Source organism: Fulvivirga lutimaris (assembly GCF_009711525.1).
Taxonomy (GTDB): domain Bacteria; phylum Bacteroidota; class Bacteroidia; order Cytophagales; family Cyclobacteriaceae; genus Fulvivirga; species Fulvivirga lutimaris.
Map to the genome: position 1 here is coordinate 1 of NZ_SMLV01000195.1, position 4,723 is coordinate 4,723.

Below are 4,723 nucleotides of genomic sequence, written 5' to 3' on the forward strand. Positions count from 1 at the left end.
GCTGAGCGTGACCCAGCTAACCTACCTTGGGCTCAACTTGGTGTTGATATTGTTTTAGAGTCTACTGGATTCTTTGTAGACAAAGATGGTGCTTCTAAGCATTTATCTGCCGGTGCCAAGAAAGTTGTAATTTCTGCGCCTGCCAAAGGAGATATCCCTACTGTAGTTTTAGGTGTTAATGATGACATCCTTACTGGAACCGAGACAATCATGTCTAATGCTTCTTGTACTACTAACTGCCTTGCACCTATGGCTAAGGTATTGAATGATAACTTCGGTATCGATAAAGGATTTATTACTACAATTCACGCTTATACTTCTGATCAAAACTTGCAGGATGCTCCTCACAAAGATTTGAGAAGAGCCCGAGCTGCTGCTATCAACATTGTGCCTACTACTACTGGAGCTGCTAAAGCTGTAGGTCTTGTTTTACCTGATCTTAAAGGTAAACTAGATGGTAATGCCGTACGTGTACCTACACCAACTGGTTCTTTAACTGACCTTGTTTGTGTATTGAAAAAAGAAACTACAATCGAAGAAATTAATGCTGCCATGAAAGCTGCAGCTGAAGGCCCTATGAAAGGTATCTTGAAATATACTGAAGATCCAATTGTGTCTTCTGATATTGTAGGAGACCCACATTCTTCTATTTTTGATTCTCAAATGACTTCAGTTAATGGAAACCTAGTAAAAGTTGTTTCCTGGTATGATAATGAAGCTGGATACTCTAACAGAGTAGCGGACCTTATTTCTAAGATTGCGTAATTGAATCAATAATAATTTTAGAAAGCCATCCTCAATCGGGATGGCTTTTTTTATACTCTTGCAATACGGTTTTTATACCAAACATTGGCAAAGACGCCAATCAACATAATAGCCATTCCTACATAAGACATAACATTAAACAGCTCATCGAACAATACAAAACCAAAGCCAAGGGCGTAAATAATACCAATGTATTGTAAGCTAGACACTTTAGAAAGCTCCTCCTCCTGATAAGCCTTAGTCATAAAGTATTGTGCCAGCTGTGTCAGCACACCTACTATTAGTAATATCCCCCATTCGATAGGCGTGGGCACTACCCAATTGAAATAAGACCAAACCCCGGCAAAGGGTATGGTCACAAGCGGGAAGTAAAATACAATAACCAGTGGATGCTCAGTCAACTTAAGTTTTCTAATAACATTATATGCCAGGCCTGAGAATAATGCCGATATAATACCAACTAAGAATAGCCATGGCGTTATTCTCGGATCAAAGCCCTTTACTAGCACCACTCCTGTAAATGCGAGTAAAAAGAAGAACCACTGTAAAGGCTTCACCTTTTCCTTAACTATAAAAATGCCCAATATCGTAGCGAAAATAGGCGCCAAAAATTGAATGGTAACTGCACTTGCAAGAGGCATGGCTTGCAATGTATAAAAATATAATATCAGCCCAACTGAACCAAATGCTCCTCTTAGAAGAAGAAGTTTCTTGTTATTGCCCCATAAATTGACACGCTGCCCTTTTAAAAATGCCGCACTAAGTACTAAAGACACAACTGACCTAAACAAGACAACCTGAACAGCCGGTATATTTGGAATCATTTTGACAAACACATTCATCAATGCAAATAAGAATGTTGCCAAAATCATGAATTTTAAGCCTTTTGTAATCATTCCGCAAATAACCTTAATTTGGTATTAAAAGAGGCTCATATTGCAAACCAATTGAAATTATAGATGCACCCGGTAATATTTAAAATAGGCGATGTTTTCACGATTTACTCGTATGGTTTTTTCATAGTAATTGGAGCCATATGTGGTGTGACTTATGTCTGGCAGCAGTCCAAAAAGCAATTCAACACCACTTTTGATCAAATAAACTCATTGTTTCTTTTATTATTGGTAGCAGCCATAGTTGGTGGCAAACTGTTCCTATTTTTTGAAAAACCCGGATATTACGCCAACAACCTAAGTGCCTTATTAACCGGCAGAGGTTTCGTTTTCTATGGTTCACTTCTGTTTTGTATACCAACAATGCTGTGGTTTTTCAAGAAACATAAACTACCACTCTACCCTATGCTGGACATCATGGCTATTACAACGTGTATTGTTCACTTTTTTGGGCGCATAGGTTGCTTTATGGCTGGTTGCTGTCACGGGATAGAATGGCACGGGCCTCTTTCTGTTGTATTCACAGATGAAGCGTGTCTTGCTCCATTGAACACCCCTTTGCATCCTACTCAACTGTACAGCTCAGCTATGATACTAGTGATATTGCTGATACTTCTGGTTATTAAAAAATATCAAAAATTTCAAGGTCAGCTTTTTCTATCTTATTTAATGCTTTATGCCATTGGCAGATCTGTTATAGAAGAGTTCAGGGGCGACCTAAGCCGTGGTTTCGTAATTGATGGCTACTTATCAAACTCTCAATTCATTTCATTAATAATTGTCAGTGTCACCCTATACTTCTATATAAGGCTGATTAAAAAAGGCAAAGTCATCAATAAAAAATAAAGTGATTGTTTAGTAACTTAATGTATGCTTGATTTTTATCAGACATTAGGTATACCAAGGTCGGCAGACCCCGGCACAATAAAGGCAGCATATAAAAAGCTTGCCTTGAAGTATCATCCTGATCGTAATTCTGGCGACAAATGGGCTGAAGAACAATTTAAAATTGTTAATGAGGCCTATCAAACCTTAATAGATCCTCAAAAAAAGGGTAGGTATGACTTCTTACTCAACTATTCATACCAAACCAAGCATGTATACACAACACCCAAGCCACCTCCACGGCAGCCACCAAAAGAAACTAATGTTTACAACAGGTATGGCCGATATGACTGGAGAAAGGCTCCAAAATATAAAACCGCTCCAGTTTACAAAGTAGATAGAAACTATTTCAAAAATCAGATATTAGCTTTTGCAGTAGTTATAGCTTTTGCTGTCATAGCAGTAAGTTTTGCTAAGATCAATGAATACTTGGATGAGCAAGAGGCTGCAAGAATTGAGCAATACAATAATCAAAAAATAGCTGAAGCACAGACCTTATATGATAACGGTCAATTTAGAGAATCTTTGGAGATGATTATTCAACTCGAGCATGATAATCCTATCGAACATAAGTTCTACGAGGCCAAAGATCAGATGCTCAGTAATCTCAATATAATGGCTGTTAATCAATTTAATGAAGCAGACTACACGCAGGCAGTTAGCAAACTAGAAGTACTTAGGGACTTTCAGCATCCAATGCGACTAAAGACATGGCAACTTATGGCTGAATGTTATATGAAGCTGGAGGAATACAGGAAAGCTGCCCATGCTTATGATTATATTTTAATCAGAGATGCTGGCAACCTTCAGTTGATGTTAAAAATTGCCGAGCTCTATCAATACAAGTTGAACAATATAGAGAAAGCGATAGACTACTACACAGAAGCTCGTTATACTTTCAAAAAATACCAGAGTGATGCATATGGAGATGCTTTCGAATTTGTCATTGATCCAAAAGAGGTACCTGAATCATACTTTGAAATGTTCAAAATACGAGCTGAACTAATGTTTACACAGGCCGATTATGAAGAAGTTATTAAAGATTGCAATTGGGCTATCTTTTTACGTCCTGAAAGATCAGAAATGTATTTCCTGAGAGGTAAGGCTAAATATAACCTTGGTCAAAAAGATCGAGCATGCCTTGACCTCAAACGCGCCTTAGACAGAGGTTTGTCTAGGAATAGTATAAAAAATCAGATTATTTGTGACTAATTATCAATTTATTTTGTTAATTGATAGTACGTCCTAGTTAAGCTTTGACTGCTTATAATTATGAATCTAAAACCACAAGAACTACAATCCATAAAAGATAGCTTTTTCAACATTCTTGCCATGTTTTTGAGTCAGGATAAGATTGAAAGTAAGTATGTGGCTTGCCTCATGAAATGGAGCGCCCAACTGAATCTCAGCCAGGAAGATCTTCATAAAATCGAGGGTGAGTTTGATCGTTTAGAGTTCCATGATGCTGAAAGCAAAGTAGAAAAAATGGAGGCCATATATCATCTTGTACATATGATATACATGGATAACATTGTAGAAGATATCGAATTGGAAGTTGCTTCTGTCTATGCTAAAAAGCTTGGCTTCGAAGCAACAGTTGTAGGAGAACTCTTCAAGGCTATAGCCACTGCACCATTTGATGGCAACTCCACACAAGTAGTAAGAACCAATGTTAAGGAATTTCTAAAGCTGCACAATTTGTGATTAATCGGCAGGCATGGCAACCCACAATATAAGGTAGACAAGCGCTCCCGGAAAAGCAACGCTAAGAATAGAGACCAATACATACAATAATCGCACTCTGCTAGCATCCCACCCTAAATAATTCGCTATACCAGCGCACACCCCTCCAAGTACTGCATTGCTCTTAGATCTTTTTAATCCTGTTGTTGCCATAATGTTCAAGTTTTGATGATCGAATATAAAAAATCAAGGCATAAATTCTACAAACAAACCCTAAAAACTAACACCTCAATCATAATTTGGCATTGTTTTGGCAATTAATTCTTTAATAATCAGGTGTTTGAATAAATCATTTTTGTTCAAAGTGTGTTAAATTCATGTAAGAAATTAAATACTTTTTGATCGCCTGTTGATTTATAATCAACTGATTAATAGTTAGATAAGCTGAATACTGAGTAATAAAAAGGATAAGTACAATTTTTTACCCAGTTATAACC

Annotated in this window: 6 protein-coding genes; 4 read left to right on the forward strand and 2 right to left on the reverse strand. The window is 37.3% G+C overall.

The features are described 5' to 3' along the window. Positions 1 to 765: type I glyceraldehyde-3-phosphate dehydrogenase (gene gap / locus E1140_RS01855; RefSeq protein ID WP_155178444.1), on the forward strand; the 765-nt coding region annotated here is incomplete at its 5' end. 50 nt (positions 766 to 815) lie between these two features. On the opposite strand, the gene E1140_RS01860 is transcribed toward gap, so the two are convergent. Continuing rightward, positions 816 to 1,661, reverse strand: a complete 846-nt coding sequence (locus tag E1140_RS01860) for a DMT family transporter (protein ID WP_281350337.1) — start codon at positions 1,659 to 1,661, stop codon at positions 816 to 818. Positions 1,662 to 1,724: 63 nt separating this feature from the next. Between E1140_RS01860 and E1140_RS01865 the strand changes: the two genes are divergently transcribed. The 3 genes from E1140_RS01865 to E1140_RS01875 are packed head-to-tail and all read left to right on the forward strand — an operon-like array spanning position 1,725 to position 4,247. Continuing rightward, positions 1,725 to 2,504, forward strand: a complete 780-nt coding sequence (locus E1140_RS01865) for a prolipoprotein diacylglyceryl transferase (RefSeq protein WP_155178448.1) — start codon at positions 1,725 to 1,727, stop codon at positions 2,502 to 2,504. Positions 2,505 to 2,528: 24 nt separating this feature from the next. Continuing rightward, positions 2,529 to 3,755, forward strand: coding sequence for a J domain-containing protein (locus E1140_RS01870; protein WP_155178450.1), 1,227 nt, complete (start codon positions 2,529 to 2,531; stop codon positions 3,753 to 3,755). A 60-nt stretch (positions 3,756 to 3,815) separates the two neighbouring features. Next, positions 3,816 to 4,247 (forward strand): hypothetical protein, encoded by a 432-nt coding sequence (locus E1140_RS01875; RefSeq protein WP_155178452.1) that lies wholly within the window; start codon positions 3,816 to 3,818, stop codon positions 4,245 to 4,247. Here E1140_RS01875 and E1140_RS01880 read toward each other — a convergent pair whose 3' ends face one another. After that, complete coding sequence (locus tag E1140_RS01880) at positions 4,248 to 4,439, reverse strand: PspC domain-containing protein (protein WP_155178454.1); 192 nt, start codon at positions 4,437 to 4,439, stop codon at positions 4,248 to 4,250. Positions 4,440 to 4,723 lie beyond the last annotated feature (284 nt).